This window comes from Pseudomonas bharatica (genome assembly GCF_048586865.1).
GTDB lineage: Bacteria > Pseudomonadota > Gammaproteobacteria > Pseudomonadales > Pseudomonadaceae > Aquipseudomonas > Aquipseudomonas bharatica.
The window spans coordinates 227,415-243,956 of sequence record NZ_JBMAWR010000004.1 but is presented as its reverse complement, the minus strand read 5'-3'; the positions used below and the strand labels follow the sequence as shown (position 1 = coordinate 243,956).

The 16,542-nt window shown below is 62.1% G+C and carries 19 protein-coding genes and 1 tRNA gene; 3 read left to right on the top strand and 17 right to left on the bottom strand.

What is annotated here, in order from left to right; translation table 11 throughout:
* Positions 1-104: 104 nt before the first annotated feature.
* Entirely contained in the window at positions 105-1,301 is a 1,197-nt protein-coding gene (locus tag ACKLLE_RS07820) for an amino acid aminotransferase (protein ID WP_009406808.1), read from the top strand.
* A 61-nt stretch (positions 1,302-1,362) separates the two neighbouring features.
* Positions 1,363-1,438 (top strand) — tRNA-Asn (locus ACKLLE_RS07815).
* Positions 1,439-1,510: 72 nt separating this feature from the next.
* On the opposite strand, the gene ACKLLE_RS07810 is transcribed toward ACKLLE_RS07815, so the two are convergent.
* The 16 genes from ACKLLE_RS07810 to ACKLLE_RS07735 form a co-directional block, all read right to left on the bottom strand.
* Positions 1,511-2,071, bottom strand: a complete 561-nt coding sequence (locus ACKLLE_RS07810) for a DUF1285 domain-containing protein (protein WP_420057513.1) — start codon at positions 2,069-2,071, stop codon at positions 1,511-1,513.
* An 11-nt stretch (positions 2,072-2,082) separates the two neighbouring features.
* Positions 2,083-2,685, bottom strand: coding sequence for a DUF4823 domain-containing protein (locus ACKLLE_RS07805; RefSeq protein ID WP_064304868.1), 603 nt, complete (start codon positions 2,683-2,685; stop codon positions 2,083-2,085).
* A gap of 84 nt (positions 2,686-2,769) precedes the next feature.
* On the bottom strand, positions 2,770-3,738 hold the full coding sequence (locus ACKLLE_RS07800; protein ID WP_009406814.1) for a GTP 3',8-cyclase MoaA: 969 nt from the start codon (positions 3,736-3,738) through the stop codon (positions 2,770-2,772).
* Positions 3,739-3,866: 128 nt separating this feature from the next.
* Positions 3,867-4,505, bottom strand: coding sequence for a TetR/AcrR family transcriptional regulator (locus ACKLLE_RS07795; RefSeq protein WP_009406816.1), 639 nt, complete (start codon positions 4,503-4,505; stop codon positions 3,867-3,869).
* Between the two features lie 334 nt (positions 4,506-4,839).
* Positions 4,840-5,628, bottom strand: coding sequence for a TatD family hydrolase (locus ACKLLE_RS07790; protein ID WP_064304870.1), 789 nt, complete (start codon positions 5,626-5,628; stop codon positions 4,840-4,842).
* A 36-nt stretch (positions 5,629-5,664) separates the two neighbouring features.
* Complete coding sequence (locus tag ACKLLE_RS07785; protein ID WP_420057512.1) at positions 5,665-6,651, bottom strand: DNA polymerase III subunit delta'; 987 nt, start codon at positions 6,649-6,651, stop codon at positions 5,665-5,667.
* Entirely contained in the window at positions 6,644-7,276 is a 633-nt protein-coding gene (gene tmk / locus ACKLLE_RS07780) for a dTMP kinase (RefSeq protein ID WP_064304872.1), read from the bottom strand. Before tmk ends, ACKLLE_RS07785 begins: the two co-directional genes overlap by 8 nt.
* A 19-nt stretch (positions 7,277-7,295) precedes the next feature.
* The gene (gene mltG, locus ACKLLE_RS07775) at positions 7,296-8,444 is read right to left on the bottom strand and encodes an endolytic transglycosylase MltG (RefSeq protein WP_420057511.1); all 1,149 of its coding nucleotides are present in this window, start codon (positions 8,442-8,444) and stop codon (positions 7,296-7,298) included.
* Between the two features lie 2 nt (positions 8,445-8,446).
* Positions 8,447-9,262, bottom strand: coding sequence for an aminodeoxychorismate lyase (pabC, locus tag ACKLLE_RS07770; RefSeq protein WP_420057509.1), 816 nt, complete (start codon positions 9,260-9,262; stop codon positions 8,447-8,449).
* Positions 9,262-10,506 (bottom strand): beta-ketoacyl-ACP synthase II, encoded by a 1,245-nt coding sequence (gene fabF / locus ACKLLE_RS07765; protein ID WP_009406827.1) that lies wholly within the window; start codon positions 10,504-10,506, stop codon positions 9,262-9,264. Before fabF ends, pabC begins: the two co-directional genes overlap by 1 nt.
* Positions 10,507-10,612: 106 nt before the next feature.
* Positions 10,613-10,849, bottom strand: coding sequence for an acyl carrier protein (gene acpP / locus ACKLLE_RS07760; protein WP_009406829.1), 237 nt, complete (start codon positions 10,847-10,849; stop codon positions 10,613-10,615).
* Between the two features lie 195 nt (positions 10,850-11,044).
* A complete protein-coding gene (fabG, locus tag ACKLLE_RS07755; RefSeq protein ID WP_009406831.1) occupies positions 11,045-11,785 on the bottom strand; it encodes a 3-oxoacyl-ACP reductase FabG in 741 nt (246 codons plus the stop codon).
* Positions 11,786-11,799: 14 nt separating this feature from the next.
* Positions 11,800-12,738 (bottom strand): ACP S-malonyltransferase, encoded by a 939-nt coding sequence (gene fabD / locus ACKLLE_RS07750; protein ID WP_420057507.1) that lies wholly within the window; start codon positions 12,736-12,738, stop codon positions 11,800-11,802.
* 127 nt (positions 12,739-12,865) lie between these two features.
* On the bottom strand, positions 12,866-13,876 hold the full coding sequence (gene plsX / locus ACKLLE_RS07745; protein WP_081263296.1) for a phosphate acyltransferase PlsX: 1,011 nt from the start codon (positions 13,874-13,876) through the stop codon (positions 12,866-12,868).
* Between the two features lie 3 nt (positions 13,877-13,879).
* Entirely contained in the window at positions 13,880-14,062 is a 183-nt protein-coding gene (gene rpmF / locus ACKLLE_RS07740; RefSeq protein ID WP_009406838.1) for a 50S ribosomal protein L32, read from the bottom strand.
* 13 nt (positions 14,063-14,075) lie between these two features.
* The gene (locus tag ACKLLE_RS07735) at positions 14,076-14,603 is read right to left on the bottom strand and encodes a YceD family protein (protein WP_064304877.1); all 528 of its coding nucleotides are present in this window, start codon (positions 14,601-14,603) and stop codon (positions 14,076-14,078) included.
* A gap of 96 nt (positions 14,604-14,699) precedes the next feature.
* On the opposite strand from ACKLLE_RS07735, the gene ACKLLE_RS07730 reads away from it, so the two are divergent.
* Positions 14,700-15,278, top strand: a complete 579-nt coding sequence (locus tag ACKLLE_RS07730) for a Maf family protein (RefSeq protein WP_420057505.1) — start codon at positions 14,700-14,702, stop codon at positions 15,276-15,278.
* A gap of 276 nt (positions 15,279-15,554) precedes the next feature.
* Here the strand turns inward: ACKLLE_RS07730 and ACKLLE_RS07725 are convergent, their stop codons facing one another.
* On the bottom strand, positions 15,555-16,538 hold the full coding sequence (locus ACKLLE_RS07725) for a S49 family peptidase (protein ID WP_420057504.1): 984 nt from the start codon (positions 16,536-16,538) through the stop codon (positions 15,555-15,557).
* Between the last annotated feature and the right edge of the window lie 4 nt (positions 16,539-16,542).

Below are 16,542 nucleotides of genomic sequence, written 5' to 3'. Positions count from 1 at the left end.
ACCGAGCGGTATCACTATACTGACTCCCCGTTTGTGCACCGCTCTAGTGCATTCGGCTGGAGCGTGCAGACCCTACTCACCCTCCATTCAGAGCCAAGGTAATAATGAGCCTGTTTTCCGCTGTCGAGCTGGCACCACGCGATCCCATTCTGGGCCTCAACGAAGCATTCAACGCCGACACCCGCACCGAGAAAGTCAACCTCGGCGTAGGCGTTTACTGCAACGAAGAAGGACGCATCCCACTGCTGCGTGCGGTCATCGAAGCCGAAACCCAACGTGCCGCCCAGCACGCTTCCCGCGGCTACCTGCCGATCGACGGTATCGCCGCCTACGACCAGGCCGTGCAGAAACTGCTGTTCGGTGCCGAGTCGCCGCTGCTGGCCGAAGGCCGCGTAGTCACCGTCCAGGCCGTCGGTGGTACCGGCGCCCTGAAGATCGGGGCCGACTTCCTCAAGCAACTGTCGCCGAACGCCGTCGTCGCCATCAGCGACCCGAGCTGGGAAAATCACCGCGCCCTGTTCGAAACCGCCGGTTTCCCGGTGCAGAACTACCGCTACTACGACGCCCCGAGCAACGACGTCAACCGCGCCGGCATGCTGGAGGACCTGAACAACCTGCCAGCGGGTTCGATCATCGTCCTGCACGCCTGCTGCCATAACCCGACCGGCGTCGACCTGAGCCTGCAGGACTGGAAAAACGTCCTGGAAGTGGTCAAGGCCAAGGGTCACGTGCCATTCCTGGACATGGCCTACCAAGGCTTCGGCGATGGCATCGCCGAAGACGCCTTCGCGGTCCGCCTGTTCGCCGAGTCGGGCCTGGAGTTCTTCGTCTCCAGCTCGTTCTCCAAGTCGTTCTCGCTGTACGGCGAGCGTGTCGGCGCCCTGTCGATCGTCACCAGCGCCAAGGAAGAAAGTGCGCGCGTGCTGTCGCAGGTCAAGCGCGTGATCCGCACCACCTACTCCAACCCGCCAACCCACGGCGCCAGCATCGTCGCTGCCGTACTGAACAGCGCCGAGCTGCGTCAGATGTGGGAAACCGAGCTGGGCGAAATGCGCGGCCGCATCCACGGCATGCGCAAGCAGATGGTCGAGCTGCTGGCCGAATACGGTGCCAAGCGCGATTTCAGCTTCGTCGGTCGCCAGCGCGGTATGTTCTCCTACTCGGGCCTGAGCGTTGAGCAAGTGGCCCGTCTGAAGAACGACTACGGCATCTACGCCCTGGACACCGGCCGCATCTGCGTGGCCACCCTGAACCAGAGCAACATCCACGTGGTGACCAAAGCCATCGTCGAGGTGCTGTAATCGACAATTTCCCGGGGGAAGCTTGACTTCCCCTTGGGAATCAGTAAGATACGCCCCAGATTCCGCGATAGCTCAGTCGGTAGAGCAAATGACTGTTAATCATTGGGTCCCTGGTTCGAGTCCAGGTCGCGGAGCCAAATACTGAAAACCTCCAGATGCGCAAGCACTGGAGGTTTTTCATTTGTGGCAGAAAAATCCGCAACGACCGGTCACTGCCGCCCGATCGGATAGAACTCGCCGCCGCTCCATACCCCGAGCCAGGCCTCACCGTCGATCTCGCGGGACTCCGCCAGCTCCACCAGTTCATAGAACACATTGCGGTGAATCAAGGCTTCAAGGTTGGCCCGTATATGCACGTAGGGCGAAGGTTCCTGGGTCACCGGATCGATGACGAAACGCAGCGGATGATCCGGACCGGCCTCGACCTGGTCCTCCACATTGCTGGTAAAGCGCAGCACCTGCGTTTCACCGCTGCCCTGCACGTCCACGCCGACCGCCACGAACGGCGCATCATCGACCTTGATCCCGACCTTCTCCACCGGCGTGACCAGGAAGTAATCGTCACCGTCACGACGGATGATGGTGGAGAACAGCCGCACCATGGGTTTGCGGCCGATCGGCGTGCCCTGGTAGAACCAGGTGCCATCACGGGCGATACGCATGTCGATATCGCCGCAGAAGTCCGGGTTCCACAGGTGCACGGGCGGCAAGCCTTTTTCCGCCTTTGGAATCTGCGCCAGCAGGTTGCCCGCCTTGCCCGTATCCGCCATGCCCAAGCCCCTCAGTTACTCAGTCCCAGAAGAGCACGAGCGTAGTCCTCCAGAGGCTGGGCAAGCAAATCTTCCGGCTTGTTGTCATGGAATGTCAGCAATCCGCCGCGGGTGTGGATGCGCGCCGTGTCGATGAGGTAGCGGGTGCTGGTTTCGATCAGCATCAACTGGATGGTGCCGGTGTCGATACCCAGGCGGTCCACGGCTTGCTCGTCATACCATTCATCACCGTTGCCGATACGGTTGTCCGCCTTGGCGAAACGGGTATAGAGCAAGTAATGGGCGCCGACGGAGCGCGCTTCGCCCAGCGCATCTTCCAGGCCGATCGGCCCTTGTGCGCGGCGCACCAACGGGAAGTATTCGACGAAGCCCTTGAACGCCTCTTCCGCCACCACGTTGGGACGCGGATAGGCCCGGCCCGGCGGCACGAAAACGCCCTGGGCGATGAAAATGAACGAGTCGGGTTGCAGGCGCAGCGACATCGAACGCTGGGTATTGCTGTGGTCCAGCAGACCGGCATCGCTCATGTGATAGCGGGTGGCTTCACCCATGTCGCTGACATTCATGCAGCCACCCAGCGCGACGAACGCCAGCAGCAGAACCAGGCTACGCATCTTTCCTCCAGAGGCCGGCGACGGAAAACCGGCGGACAGCCCGTGGATGCAGGTTCTGTTCCAGCTTGCCGTCCCTGGAGGGGTTCAACCGCCGATGATCTTCATCACAGTGGCCCCACCGGAGAAGGCCACGCTCTGTTTGTCGCCAAGCGCCTTGACCAGCAGGCCCTGCAACGCCGGCAAAGCCTGGTGGCGAGGCCGGTCGAGCAGGTCGCCGATGTAGTGGCGGTTGCTTGACGACAGGCAACCGTGCAACCAGCCGGTGGAAGAAAGGCGAAGGCGCGAACAGGTACGGCAGAACGGCACGCTCTCGTTGGCGATCACACCGAAACAGCCCTGCCCCGGAATCCGATAGCGCAAGGCAGTGGCATCGATCGGCGCTTCGGCCTGGGCGTACTCGTAGCGCTCGCCAATCACTTGAAGCAGGGTCTCCAGGCCGACGAACTGCTGCAGGAAGGCATTGTTGTCACGTGCCAGGTGGCCCATGCGCATCAACTCGATGAAACGCAGTTCATAGCCGTGCTCCAGGCAATACTCCAGGAGCGGCAGCACCTGGTCGAGGTTCTGCCCGCGCAGCGGCACCATGTTGACCTTGATCTTCATCCCCGCTGCCGCCGCTTGCGCCATGCCATCGAGCACGCTGGGCAGGTCGCCCCCGCGGGAGATGCTACGAAATGCCTTGGCGTCGAGCGTGTCGAGGGACACGTTGAGCCGACGGATCCCCACCTCGCTCAGCAGCGGCAGCTTGCGCGCCAATAACTGGCCGTTGGTGGTCAGGCTGATGTCGTCCAGGCCGAAGCCGGCCACGGTCCTGAGGAAAGTTTCCAGCTTGGGACTGACCAGCGGTTCGCCACCGGTTACCCGCAGGCGCTCGATGCCGGCTGCTTCGATCAGCCAGGCCACGCCGCGAGCCAGGGCTTCGGCGGAAAGTTCGTCCTGGGCGGCGACCAGACGCTTGCCATCGGGCACGCAGTAGGTGCACGCGTAGTTGCAAGCGGCGGTAAGGCTGACACGCAAATTGCGAAAACGCCTGCCTTGACGGTCGACGATCATGGAGAACTCCGGGATGGAATGATTCGGGCCTGCAAAACCTGACTCAAAAATCAGGTTTTTGCAAGCCTCGCCTCCAAAGTATATTCCTGCCCCGTCATCACCGACAGCGACGGTGTCGCAGGCAGGTATCAGTTCGCCGCTGGTTCCGGGTCGCGCTTGCGCTTGTTGCCCATGCGCACGCCGATATCCATCAGGAACTGGAAGAAGCCCTCCTGATCTTCCAGCACGTTGCTCCAGAACGGCGAGTGGTACAGCGCCACGGCGCCGTGTACCAACGCCCAGGCGGCGCAGTAGTGGAAATACGGCGGTACATCCTCGAGCTTGCCCTCACTGATCCGGCCCTTGATCAGCAGGGTCAGGCGGTCGAAGTTCGAGGCGCGGATCTTGTGCAGTTCCTCGACCATTTCCGGCACCTGGTGCCCCTTGACCACCTTTTCCTCAAGGCGGTCGAACAGGCGGTAGCGCTGAGGATCGCGCATGCGGAATTCGAAGTAGGCGCGCGACAGGGCTTCCTTGTCGCGGTCGACATCGGCGGAGTGCAGCAGTTGGTTCAAATCCCGCTCGTAGTCGAGCATCAGGCGCAGGTAGATCTCCGCCTTGGACTTGAAGTGCTTGTAGATCGTGCCTTTGCCGATACCCACAGCATCAGCGATCATCTCGACGGTGACGCTATCTTCACCCTGTTCGAGAAACAGCTTGAGTGCGGTATCGAGAATCTCTTGCTCACGGCGACGAAATTCACGGACCTTGCGAGGTTCTTTCTGCATAAGGAGGACTGGATCAAAATCGAAGCCAAGTATTATGCCTAACTTGCGGGAAAATGCACGGATCATCCAAGCATGTTCATGGCTTCGAGAACCTTTGCCAGGAGCGATGCGCTCTCAGCAGCGGCGGGCGTATTCCAAATCTGTTTAAAAAACGAGCAGCCTGGGCTGGAAGCCCATCAATCCTGATTAATACTTGAATTGTTGGCGGGGCATATCCCCCAAGTGTCTCGCCGATAAAGGTGATCAGGGAGTGTTCGCCTTTGTTTTACTCCTAATGGTCTTGACCCGGATTCCCCCCCCCAGAACCCGGGTTTTTTTTGCCCGTTCGCCGGGCTCAGGCCGCGGACACGCGCGCCAGCGGGAACAGCCGGCGGAAGTTGGCGGTGGTCTGCTCCGCCAGTTGCTCGTAGCGCTCGCCCCGCACCAGGGCAATGAACTCGGCAACGTCACGTACGTATTCCGGCAGGTTCGGCTTGCCACGATGGGGAATGGGCGCGAGGTAGGGCGAGTCGGTTTCCACCAGCAGGCGGTCGGCCGGCACCTGGCGCGCGACATCCCGCAGCGCGTCGGCATTGCGGAAGGTGACGATGCCGGACAGGGAAATGTAGTAACCAAGATCCAGCGCCGCCCGGGCCATGTCCCAATCCTCGGTGAAACAATGCAGCACACCGGCCTGGGACAGGTCGGCCTCGCGCAACAGGGCCAGGGTGTCGGCCCGTGCGGCACGGGTGTGGATGACCACCGGCTTGCCGGTGACGCCGGCAGCCTCCAGGTGCAGGCGGAACGACGCTTGTTGCAGCTGCGCCGCTTCCGGCTCGTAGTGATAGTCAAGGCCGGTCTCACCGATGGCCACCACGTTCGGATGGTTCAGCTCCTGCAGCAGCCAGTCCAGCGCCGGCTCGGCCCCCGGCGCCAGGTCCAGCGGATGGACGCCCACCGAACAGTCCACATCGGCGTAACGCTCGGCCAGGGCCTTGACCTGGGCGGCATTGTCGGCGCTGACCCCGATGCACAGGAAATGCCCGACTCCACGGGCACGCGCCGCGTCGAGCGCAGCATCCAGGGAGCCATCATGGGCAGCGAGATCAAGACGGTCGAGGTGGCAATGGGAGTCTACGAGCATGGCGAAGTCACGATTCGAAAAGGAAATTGAGGAAATTCAGCGCTGCCCGGGCAACATGGCCCAGGAAGCCAGCAGGGCCTCCAGCAACAGCACGCGGTTGAGATTGGCCTTGCCGAGGACTTTCTGGCGCTGTTCGAGAATCCAGTCCTGGATCTCCAGTACCCTGCCCTGCGGGCTTTTCTGTGCGAGGTACTGCACGACCTTGCGCATATCGGCCAGGCCAAGGCCCTCCTCATCCTGGGTCAGCTGGTAGCGCAGGATCAGGTTCGACCAGTCGCAGAACCAGTCGAACAGGTGTAGCAGGGAAACATCCTTCCAGGATTCGGCAAGCTGGCTGGGCGATAGCTGCTGCTTGAGCAGTTTCTTCACCCCGTCGACCACCTGGGCACGGTGCTCCCGCACACCCTGGCCTTGCAGATCGACTGCCATCAGCGGCGACCCCGCGGCCAGGCTGAGCAACTCGATGCGCTCCTGCTCCTCGCATCCAGGCAGGGCCGAGGCCAGCCAGGCCAGGCTTTCGGCCTCCTTCGGTTGCGGGCAGGCAATCTGCTGGCAGCGACTCTTGATCGTCGGCAGCAAGCGGCTTGGCTGGTGACTGACCAACAACAGAACGGTATCGCCGGAAGGCTCTTCAAGGCTTTTGAGCAAGGCGTTGGCGGCATTTACGTTCATCGCCTCCACCGGCTCGATCAATACCACCTTGCGCCCTCCCAACTGGGCGGTCTGGGTGACGAAGCCGACCAGGTCACGAACCTGGTCGACCTTGATCGGTTTGTCCGCCTCTTCCGGCTCCAGCACATAGTTGTCAGGGTGGCTGCCCGCCGCCAGCAGCATGCAGGACTTGCATTGTCCACAGGCCCGGAGTTCCGCAGGACGCTGGCACAACAGCAGCGCCATCAGGTTCTCGGCCAGGGCACGCTTGCCGATTCCCTGGGGACCATGCAGCAGATAGGCATGGGCATGCCGGGCGCGGCCGGCCAATTGCTGCCAGAGCGCCGCCTGCCACGGATACGCTTCAGCCACGGCAACGGTCCACGATCTGCCCGACCAGGCCATCCAGCGCCTGCTGCACCGCTGGCAGCGGCTGCGCCGCATCGATCAGGCAGTAACGTTGCGGGTCGGCCTTGGCCCGGTCGAGGTAGGCCTGGCGCACGGCTTCGAAGAAGCCCTGGCCTTCCTGCTCGAACCGGTCCAGGCGACCCCGGGCGGCGGCCCGGGAAAGGCCGACTTCAACCGGAAGGTCGAACAGCAGCGTCAGGTCAGGCTGCAACCCTTCCTGGACGAACCGTTCGAGCGTGGCGATACGCTCCACGTCCAGGCCACGACCGCCTCCCTGGTAGGCATAGGTGGCATCGGTGAAACGGTCACAAAGCACCACGGCACCACGAGCCAGGGCCGGGCGGATCACTTCGGCCAGGTGCTGGGCCCGGGCGGCGAAGACCAGCAACAGCTCGGTATCGGCATGCATCTTTTCATCACTGGGCGCGAGCAACAGCTCGCGGATCCGCTCGGCCAGGGGAGTGCCGCCCGGTTCGCGGGTCAGCAGCACATCCAGGCCGCAGTCGCGCAGATGCCGGGCCAGATAGTCGCGGTTGGTGCTCTTGCCGGCGCCTTCCGGGCCTTCCAGGGTAATAAACAAACCGCTCACTCGGCGTCCTCGAAAATGGTCATTGCTGGATAGCGTCCCCGGCGGCCGGCGTCTCGACCGGACCAACGGCGGGCGGCACCGCGGGTGCCTCCTGCGGTACGGGCTCGTCCTTCCGGGCCTTGTCATCACCGTTGAGCGGCGCCGGGCTGGAACGATAGTCGGCGCGACGCTTCAACTGATATTCGCGTACCGCCGAGTTGTGGGCGTCGAGATCGTCGGAGAAGACATGGCTGCCATCACCGCGGGCGACGAAATACAGGCTGGTGCCGGGCGCAGGATTGAGTGCGGCATGGATCGCCTCGCGACCGACCATGGCGATGGGCGTCGGCGGCAGGCCGCTGATCACGTAGGTGTTATAGGGCGTGGGCTCACGCAGGTCGGCGCGGGTGATCTTGCCGTTGTAGCGCTCGCCCATGCCGTAGATGACGGTAGGGTCGGTCTGCAACTGCATGCCGATCTGCATGCGCCGGACGAACACTCCGGCGATCAGGCCACGCTCATGGGGTACTCCGGTTTCCTTTTCGACCAGCGAGGCCATGATCAGCGCCTGGTAAGGATCACGGTAAGGCAGTTCGGCGGGACGATCGGCCCACTCCCTGGCCAGCACCTCTTCCAGGCGGGCATAGGCCTGTTGCAGCAACTCGACATCGGAGGTGCCGCGCACGAACTTATAGGTATCGGGGAAGAAGCGGCCCTCGGGGAAAACCGTCGGATGACCCAGTTGGTCCATCACCTCGGCATCGCTCATGCCGTCCAGGGTGTGCTTGATCTTTTCATGCCTGGCCAGGGCTGCGCGCACCTGGCGGAAAGTCCAGCCCTCGACCAGGGTCAGGTTGTACTGGACCACGTCGCCACGGCGCCAGGCGTCGAGCAGATCGCGGACGGTCATGCCCGGCGTCATGCGGTACTCACCGGTATGCAGCGCGGTACCGGCCATATTGAAACGCCAGTAAAGACGCAGCCAGAAGGCGTCCTTGATCAGGCCTTGGCCTTCCATGCGATAGAACATGCGATTGGGGTTGGTGCCGGTGGGAACATCCAGCAGTTCCTCGCCACCAAGGTGCAACGGCTGGTCCACCGACGAACTGACCTTCCAGGCGGAATAGCCGAGCACCAGGCCGCCCAGGATCAGGATGATCTCCAGCAGCAACAACAATTTACGTCTCAAAATCAGGCATCCAGCAGCGTGCGGGCGATGGCCTGCAGTTTACGGGTGAGAGGCCCCGGCGACCAGTTCAGCGATGCGAACGAGCGCACCGGCCAGACACCGTAGACACTGTTGCAGAGAAACAATTCATCCGCCTGCTCGAGGTCGTCCAGCGCCAGGTCGCGGATCTGCACGCCGATACCTTCGCGGCCGGCGGCGTCGAGCAGCGCCGCGCGCATGACGCCTGCCACGCCACAGCGACTCAGGTCAGCGGTAAGCAACTGCCCGCCATGCACCAGGAACAGGTTGCTGTATACCCCTTCGATGACACGACCGGACATATCCAGCATCAATCCTTCAGCGTACTCGGCACCCTGCCATTCGGCGCGCGCCAGTACCTGTTCCAGGCGATTGAGGTGTTTGAGACCAGCCAATAGCGGCTGCTCGGCAAGGCGGGTGCGACAAGGGAAGAGGCTTACGCCCTGGTCAGCATGTTCAGAGGGATAAACCGGTACGGGATTGCCCTGGAGAATCCGCCGCGGCATGGCCCCGGCGACAGCGGCGTAACCGCGCTGGCTATCGCCCCGGGTCAGGATCAGCTTGAGCACGCCGTCGCCGAGCAGCACGGCGTAGCGGCAGCACTCGTCACGAATCAGTTGGAGATCGGCCTCGATGGCCAGGCGCTGGCAACCCAAGGCCAGGCGATCGAGGTGATAATCGAGCAGCGAGGCTTTCCCCGCCTTGACGGCGATGGTCTCGAACAAACCATCGCCATAGGCCAGGCCGCGGCTTTGCAGCGCCAGGGTATCGGCGCCCTGCCCATCGACCCAGGCCTGCATCAGCCGACGAACCGACGGAACACCAGCGAGCCGTTGGTACCGCCAAAACCGAACGAGTTGGACAGCACCACGTCGATTGGCATGTTGCGCGCTTCATGAGGCACGAAGTCGAGGTCGCAGCCGACATCCGGTTCGTCGAGGTTGATGGTTGGCGGCGCCACCTGGCTGTTGATCGCCAGGACGCTGAAGATCGCCTCTACCGCTCCGGCCGCGCCCAGCAGGTGCCCGGTCATGGACTTGGTGGAACTGACCGCCAGGTTGTAGGCGTGCTCGCCGAATACCGACTTGATCGCTGCCACTTCCGCCAGGTCGCCGGCAGGCGTCGAGGTACCGTGGGCATTGATGTAGTTGACCTGCGTCGGATCGACCTGTGCGTCACGCAGCGCATTGGCCATGCAGCGGGCGGCACCGGCACCATCCTCGGGTGGCGAGGTCATGTGGTAGGCATCGCCGCTCATGCCGAAACCGACCAGTTCGGCATGGATGGTCGCACCACGGGCCTTGGCGTGCTCCAGCTCTTCGAGCACCAGGGCACCGGAACCGTCGGACAGGACGAAACCGTCGCGGCCCTTGTCCCAGGGACGGCTGGCGCGGGTCGGGTCGTCGTTGCGCGTGGACAGCGCACGGGAGGCGCCGAAGCCGCCCATGCCGAGGCCGCAAGCGGCCATCTCGGCACCGCCGGCGATCATCACGTCGGCTTCGCCGAAAGCGATGTTGCGCGCGGCCATGCCGATACAGTGCGTACCGGTGGTGCAGGCGGTGGCGATGGCATAGTTTGGCCCCTGCACACCCAGATGGATGGACAGGAAACCGGAAATCATGTTGATGATCGAGCCAGGCACGAAGAATGGCGAAATGCGCCGCGGACCTTGCTCGTGCAGGGTACGACTGGTGTCTTCGATATTGGTCAGGCCGCCGATACCCGAGCCCATGGCCACGCCAATGCGCTCACGGTTGGCATCGGTGACTTCCAGGCCGGCATTGCGCACCGCCTGAAAACCGGCCGCCAGGCCGTACTGGATGAACAGGTCGAGTTTGCGAGCTTCCTTGAGCGACAGGTACTGCTCGACATCGAAGCCCTTCACCGAGCCACCGAAGCGGGTGGAATAGGCAGAAAGGTCAGTATGCTCGATCAGACCGATGCCACTGCGGCCAGCCAGAATGCCCTGCCAACTGCTCGGTACATCGGTACCCAGTGGCGACAGCATGCCCATACCGGTGACCACGACGCGTCTACGCGACACAGCGCTCTCCTTTTTCTATATGTCTACATCTCTTGCAAAGAAAAAACCGCACGCCAGCAAAGGCAGTGCGGTTTTTCCCTGACAAGAAGTAACGACTAAAGCAGTCTTAGCCCTGGTGGCTGTTGACGTAGTCGATAGCAGCTTGAACAGTAGTGATCTTCTCGGCTTCTTCGTCAGGAATCTCGGTCTCGAATTCCTCTTCCAGAGCCATCACCAGCTCAACGGTGTCAAGCGAATCGGCGCCCAGGTCCTCAACGAAGGAAGACTCTGGCTTCACTTCTTCTTCCTTGACGCCCAGTTGCTCGGCAACGATTTTCTTGACGCGTTCTTCGATGGTGCTCATACCTTGTTTTCACTCCTAATGGACATATGTCAGGCAGCTGGCCGGTGTGTAAGTTTATAGAAAGGCGCCTGCTTTTCAAGCTAAACGCGCCCTCCTGCATCGCACCTGCCGCTACCCCTGGAATTTGGTTGCAGCTTTATAACGGATTTTAGTCAGCACGTATGACATTTTTTTAAAACAATCCGTCACATTTAACTACATGTACATCCCGCCGTTGACCGGAATGGTTGCGCCGGTCACGTAAGCCGCACCGTCGGAAGCCAGGAATGCGACCACCTTGGCGATCTCATCGGCCTGGCCCAGACGGCCCAGCGGAATTTGCGTCTGCAGCGCTTCACGCTGCGCTTCAGGCAGCTCGCGGGTCATATCGGTGTCGATAAAGCCCGGAGTCACCGAGTTCACGGTAATGGCGCGGGAACCCACTTCGCGGGCCAGCGCGCGACTGAAGCCTTCCAGACCAGCCTTGGCCGCAGCGTAGTTGGCCTGACCGGCGTTGCCCATGGCACCCACCACCGAACCGATGCTGATGATACGGCCCCAGCGCGCCTTGGTCATGCCGCGCAGGACCCCCTTGGACAGACGGTAGAGGCTGTTCAGGTTGGTATCGATGACATCGAACCACTCGTCATCCTTCATGCGCATCATCAGGTTGTCGCGAGTGATGCCGGCGTTGTTGACCAGGATAGCCGGCGCACCGAACTGCTCCTGGATGGTCGCCAGGACCGCGCTGACGGACTCATCGCTGGTGACGTTCAGTTCCAGGCCGGTACCGGTGATGCCATGCTCCTTGAGGGTAGCGGCGATACGCTCGGCGCCGGACGCAGAGGTAGCGGTACCGATCACGGTAGCGCCCAGGCGACCCAGCTCCAGGGCGATGGCCTGGCCGATGCCACGGCTTGCGCCAGTGACCAGTGCAACTTTACCTTGCAGACTCATGCAGGCTCTCCTAATCAGGCCAGCGCCGCGCGAGTGGCGGCGAAGGCATCCGGGGTATTGAGGTTGTGGGTGGTCACGCCGTCGGCGCACCGCTTGTTGAGACCGGCAAGCACCTTGCCAGGACCGCACTCGACCAGTTGCACCGCGCCCTGGGCAGCCAGGGTCTGCACGCACTCGACCCAACGGACCGGCTTGTACAGCTGCTCCAGCAGGTCGCGCTTGAGGGCATCCAGGTCAGCCGGCACCGCCGCGCTGACGTTCTGCACCACGGGAATGGCCGGGGCCTTCCACTCGATGGCGTTCACCGACTCGGCGAAGCGCTCGGCGGCCGGACGCATCAGTTCGCAGTGCGATGGCACGCTGACCGCCAGTGGCAGGGCACGCTTGGCGCCACGGGCCTTGCAGCCCTCCATGGCACGATCGACCGCAGCCTTGGCACCGGCGATGACCACCTGCCCCGGCGAGTTGAAATTGACGGCGCTGACTACTTCGCCCTGGGCCGCTTCGGCACAGATGGCCACGACATCGGCGTCATCCAGGCCGAGGATGGCAGCCATGGCGCCCTGCCCGGCCGGAACGGCTTCCTGCATCAGTTGACCGCGACGCTCGACCAGCCTGACCGCATCGGCCAGGCTCAGGCTGCCGGCGGCGACCAATGCACTGTATTCACCCAGACTGTGACCGGAAACGAATGCCGGACGCGCACCACCCTCCGCCAGCCACAGGCGCCACAGGGCAACCGAAGCGGCCAGGATGGCAGGCTGGGTTTTATCGGTTTGGTTGAGTTGCTCTTCCGGACCCTGCTGGACCAGCGCCCAGAGATCGTAGCCCAGAGCCTCGGAGGCCTCACGGAAGGTCTCGATGACCAGTGGATACTGGGCGCCCAGCTCGGCGAGCATGCCGAGGGACTGCGAACCTTGACCGGGAAAGACGAATGCGAGGGATGCAGACATTGAACAAGCCCCTAGTGATCTTGTCGTCGAAAATGAGTGTCCAGCCGTAGCTGGACACAAGAAAATCGAAAGTTGGATGGTAACGAGAACCAAGCGGTCACATTTAACCACTTCCCGCCGATTATGCCTAAAGCAACAGATCCTCGAGTCGGCCGTGCAAACGCTCGGGCAGGTTTTCCTGGATTTCGATCAGGGCCCGCTGGATGGCACTCTGGAAACCCTGCACGCCGGCGGAGCCATGGCTTTTGATGACGATGCCCTGAAGCCCGAGAAAACTTGCGCCATTGTGTCGCGCCGGCGCTAGGTCGGCCTGCAGGCGCTTGAGCAGCGGCATCGCCATGGCCCCGACCAGGCGCGATGCCATGCTGCTACGGAACAGCGCTTCGATACGGGCGCCGATCATGGTCGCCAGGCCCTCGCTGGATTTGAGCAGGATATTGCCGACGAAGCCGTCGCACACCACCACGTCGGCTTCGCCGCGATACAACCCGTCGCCCTCGATGAAACCGATGTAGTTCAGGCCGCGGGCCTGCTGCAGCAGATTGGCCGCCAGCTTGACCTGCTGGTTGCCCTTGATGTCCTCGGTACCGACATTCAGCAGCGCCACCCGCGGGCGGGAGATCCCCAGGGCCTGGGCTGCCACCGAGCCCATCACGGCGAACTGGTAGAGATGCTCGGCACTGCAATCGACATTGGCGCCAAGGTCGAGCAACTGACAGTAGCCGGTGCGGGTCGGGATCGCCGCGACCATGGCCGGACGATCGATGCCGGGCAGGGTCTTCAGCACATAGCGTGAAAGCGCCATCAAGGCGCCGGTATTGCCGGCACTGACGCAGGCCTGGACCTTGCCATCGCGCAATAATTCGAGAGCGACGCGCATCGACGAATCGGGCTTGCCACGCAACGCCTGGGAGGGCCGCTCATCCATGCCGATCACTTCGCTCGCCGCAACAATCTGCAGCCGCGCGCGATCCGCTGCCGACTGGCCAGCGATCAGATCTTCAAGGAGGGAGGGTTGACCGACGAGGGTCAGGTGAAGCGAGGGGGTAGCCGAGAGACAAGCGAGACTTGCCTGGACAATGCTGCGGGGACCGAAGTCCCCGCCCATTGCGTCGATCGCAATGATCTGAGCGGACAAGGATTACTCGTCAGCGCCCTTGTCGATCACTTTACGGCCACGGTATACGCCTTCTGGCGAAACGTGGTGACGCAGGTGAACTTCACCGGTGGTTTTCTCTACGGACAGGGCGTTGGCTTCGAGGGCATCGTGCGAACGGCGCATGTCACGGGCAGAGCGGGATTTTTTGTTCTGCTGAACAGCCATAATTGATTAACTCCTAAACGTTTGGGTCACGCTTTAACTGCGCCAATACACTGAACGGGTTGGACCGCTTTACCTCGTCCTCGCTCGGTTCGGGCTCATCGGCGCCCGCCGGCTGCTGGCATTCTTCCGGATGATGAGCAGGCACGATGGGCAAGGCGAGCAACAGCTCTTCCTCGACCAGCGCCCGCAGATCCAAAGGATCCTCGCCCAGTTCCAGCACGTCATAACCTTTCGGCAACGACTGGGTATTCGCACCCTCCTTCACCACGGCGTAAGTACACTCGCTGTGGATCGGCAGGGTGACCAGCTCAAGACAACGCTGGCAAACCATCTTGACCTCGACGTTCAGGTCGGTGTGGAAAACCACCGCGCCCTGCTCGTCTCGCTCAAAATCGAATTTGGCCTGCACCGTACCGACATTGTCGGAAAGCGGGTCGCAGAGTCTCTCCAAATCGGCGAGCGGTACGCTTCCTTCGATGGAAACGCCACGATCGGCCAATTTGCGCGGGTCAACGTGAGGTGGAATCGGGTCATTCAACATAGGCGCAGCATTCTAGGGATGCCCCCCGCCCCTGTCAAAGGAAATTCCGTCCCGGCCCAACATGTTAGAATCGGCGAACCTGCACTGGAGTATTTCATGCTACCGCTGATACTGGCTTCCAGCTCACCCTACCGGCGCGAATTGCTGGCGCGCCTGCATCTGCCATTCGATTGGGCCTCGCCGGATATCGACGAACGGCGCATCGACGACGAGCCCGCCGTCGACCTGGTCAAGCGCCTCGCCCGGGAAAAGGCCCTGGCCCTGGCCGACCGGCATCCGGCGCACCTGATCATCGGCTCCGACCAGGTGGCAGTACTCGGCGAGCAGATCCTCGGCAAACCGCACACGTTCGACAAGGCCTGCGAGCAGTTGCTGGCAGCAAGCGGAAACCATGTCACCTTCCTGACCGGTGTCGCCCTGCTCAACAGTGCAACCGGTGAATGCCAGGTGGACTGCGTTCCGTTCAGCGTGCACATGCGCAACCTGGACCTGCCGCGCATCGAGCGCTATCTGCGCATCGAGCAACCCTACGATTGCGCTGGCAGCTTCAAATGCGAAGGGCTGGGTGTCAGCCTGTTCCAGGGCACCCACGGCAGCGATGCGACCAGCCTGATCGGACTTCCACTGATTCGCCTGGTAGATATGCTGATAAAGGAAGGCGTCAGCGTACCCTGAAGCACCATTCCCGAGAACACCACAAAACCCTGTGGGAGTCCGCCCAGCCTTTCAGGCTGCGCTGTCGCCCAGAGAACAGCTTCAAAACACGACGCGTACCCTGTGGGAGCGGGTTCACCCGCGATTGCTATTGTGAACTCACTACCGCAATCGCGGGTGAACCCGCTCCCACAAGGTCCCTGCAAATCAAAGAGTTATGTTTTGCTCTATGAGAGCTGGCTTGATGCCCAACAAAAAGCCGACCATCGAGGTCGGCTTTTTATCAACAGGAAAGAATCAGCGCAGACTCGGCCCCTGGAACCCCATCCACATCGCCAGGTGCTCGGCGACGCTGGCCCCGAGGCGCTTGGAGAAGCGATCGAACGGAGATTCCTCGATGGTGAAGTCCACAAGATCCTTTTCACCCACCACTTCCCTGGCCACATAGCCAGCGCTGCCCAGGGCATCCACCAGCCCCAGATCCACAGCCTGCTCGCCAGACCAGATCAACCCACTGAACAGCTCGGGATGCTCCTTGTCCTTCAAGCGCTCCCCTCGGCCCTGCTTGACGCTGGCGATGAACTGCTTGTGCGTGGTATCCAGCACACCCTGCCAGAACGCAGTCTCCTCGGGCTTCTGCGGCTGGAATGGATCAAGGAACGCCTTGTGCTCGCCGGCAGTGTAGGTACGGCGCTCGACCCCAAGCTTCTCCATGGCGCCGACAAACCCGTATCCGGCCGCGGTAACGCCGATGGAACCGACCAGGCTTGCCTTGTCGGCATAGATCTGGTCTGCCGCGCTGGCAATGTAGTAGGCACCCGACGCACCGAGATCGGTGATCACCGCATACAGCTTGATCTGCGGATATTCGCCACGCAGGCGGCGGATTTCGTCATACACGTAGCCCGCCTGCACAGGGCTGCCGCCCGGGCTATTGATGCGCAGCACCACGGCCTTGGTCTTGGGATCCTTGAACGCCGCACGCAGGCTGCCGATGATGTTGTCGGCACTGGCCTCTTCCTTGTCGGCAATGACCCCGCGCACCTCGACCAACGCCGTGTGCCCGGTACCTCCGACAGCACCCTTCTCCATCTTCGCCAGCGGCGAGAACAGGAAGAGGATGCCGAACAGATAAAGGAACGTCAGCAACTTGAAGAAGATCCCCCAGCGCCGCGCCCTGCGCTGTTCCTGGACGCTGGCCAGCAAGGTCTTTTCCAGCAACTTCCAGCTTTTCTGCTCTTCGTCGTTTTCTTCGCGAGGCGCTTTCCACTCGTCGACCATGCTT

What these genes read in the sequence shown, in the direction of transcription:
- ACKLLE_RS07820 (WP_009406808.1), top strand. Translation starts at nt 105, where the DNA reads ATGAGCCTGTTTTCCGCTGTCGAGCTGGCACCACGCGATCCCATTCTG.
- ACKLLE_RS07810 (WP_420057513.1), bottom strand. Translation starts at nt 2,071, where the DNA reads ATGGCGGATACGGGCAAGGCGGGCAACCTGCTGGCGCAGATTCCAAAG.
- ACKLLE_RS07805 (WP_064304868.1), bottom strand. Translation starts at nt 2,685, where the DNA reads ATGCGTAGCCTGGTTCTGCTGCTGGCGTTCGTCGCGCTGGGTGGCTGC.
- ACKLLE_RS07800 (WP_009406814.1), bottom strand. Translation starts at nt 3,738, where the DNA reads ATGATCGTCGACCGTCAAGGCAGGCGTTTTCGCAATTTGCGTGTCAGC.
- ACKLLE_RS07795 (WP_009406816.1), bottom strand. Translation starts at nt 4,505, where the DNA reads ATGCAGAAAGAACCTCGCAAGGTCCGTGAATTTCGTCGCCGTGAGCAA.
- ACKLLE_RS07790 (WP_064304870.1), bottom strand. Translation starts at nt 5,628, where the DNA reads ATGCTCGTAGACTCCCATTGCCACCTCGACCGTCTTGATCTCGCTGCC.
- pabC (WP_420057509.1), bottom strand. Translation starts at nt 9,262, where the DNA reads ATGCAGGCCTGGGTCGATGGGCAGGGCGCCGATACCCTGGCGCTGCAA.
- acpP (WP_009406829.1), bottom strand. Translation starts at nt 10,849, where the DNA reads ATGAGCACCATCGAAGAACGCGTCAAGAAAATCGTTGCCGAGCAACTG.
- fabG (WP_009406831.1), bottom strand. Translation starts at nt 11,785, where the DNA reads ATGAGTCTGCAAGGTAAAGTTGCACTGGTCACTGGCGCAAGCCGTGGC.
- fabD (WP_420057507.1), bottom strand. Translation starts at nt 12,738, where the DNA reads ATGTCTGCATCCCTCGCATTCGTCTTTCCCGGTCAAGGTTCGCAGTCC.
- rpmF (WP_009406838.1), bottom strand. Translation starts at nt 14,062, where the DNA reads ATGGCTGTTCAGCAGAACAAAAAATCCCGCTCTGCCCGTGACATGCGC.
- ACKLLE_RS07735 (WP_064304877.1), bottom strand. Translation starts at nt 14,603, where the DNA reads ATGTTGAATGACCCGATTCCACCTCACGTTGACCCGCGCAAATTGGCC.
- ACKLLE_RS07730 (WP_420057505.1), top strand. Translation starts at nt 14,700, where the DNA reads ATGCTACCGCTGATACTGGCTTCCAGCTCACCCTACCGGCGCGAATTG.
- ACKLLE_RS07725 (WP_420057504.1), bottom strand. Translation starts at nt 16,538, where the DNA reads ATGGTCGACGAGTGGAAAGCGCCTCGCGAAGAAAACGACGAAGAGCAG.